This is a genomic window from Paracoccus sp. S4493 (genome assembly GCF_000967735.1).
In the GTDB taxonomy this organism is placed as follows: Bacteria; Pseudomonadota; Alphaproteobacteria; order Rhodobacterales; family Rhodobacteraceae; genus Paracoccus; species Paracoccus marcusii.
The window spans coordinates 1-230 of record NZ_JXYF01000457.1 but is presented as its reverse complement, the minus strand read 5'-3'; the positions used below and the strand labels follow the sequence as shown (position 1 = coordinate 230).

The window sequence follows — 230 nt, the reverse complement described above, 5'->3', positions numbered from 1 at the left end:
CCTGGCCAAAGGCCGCGATCCCGGCTCCGGCGACGGCGTTCAGATATTCGTTGGCGGCGACATAGTCGACCTGTCCCGCAGCCGCGATCTCGGTCGAGGTCGACGAGAACAGCACGGTGCGCTGGACCGGATGCGCCGCCAGCACCATCGCCAGGTTGCGCGTGCCGTGGACCTTGGGGGCCAGCACGTCCTCGATCCCGGCGGTGGACTTGGCCAGCATCGGCGCATCG

At 69.1% G+C, this 230-nt stretch carries 1 protein-coding gene; it reads right to left on the bottom strand.

Annotation, left to right across the window (positions count from 1 at the left end; all coding sequences use genetic code 11):
- On the bottom strand, positions 1 to 230 hold a 230-nt coding region (locus TW83_RS18395), incomplete at both ends, for a KR domain-containing protein (protein ID WP_045984235.1).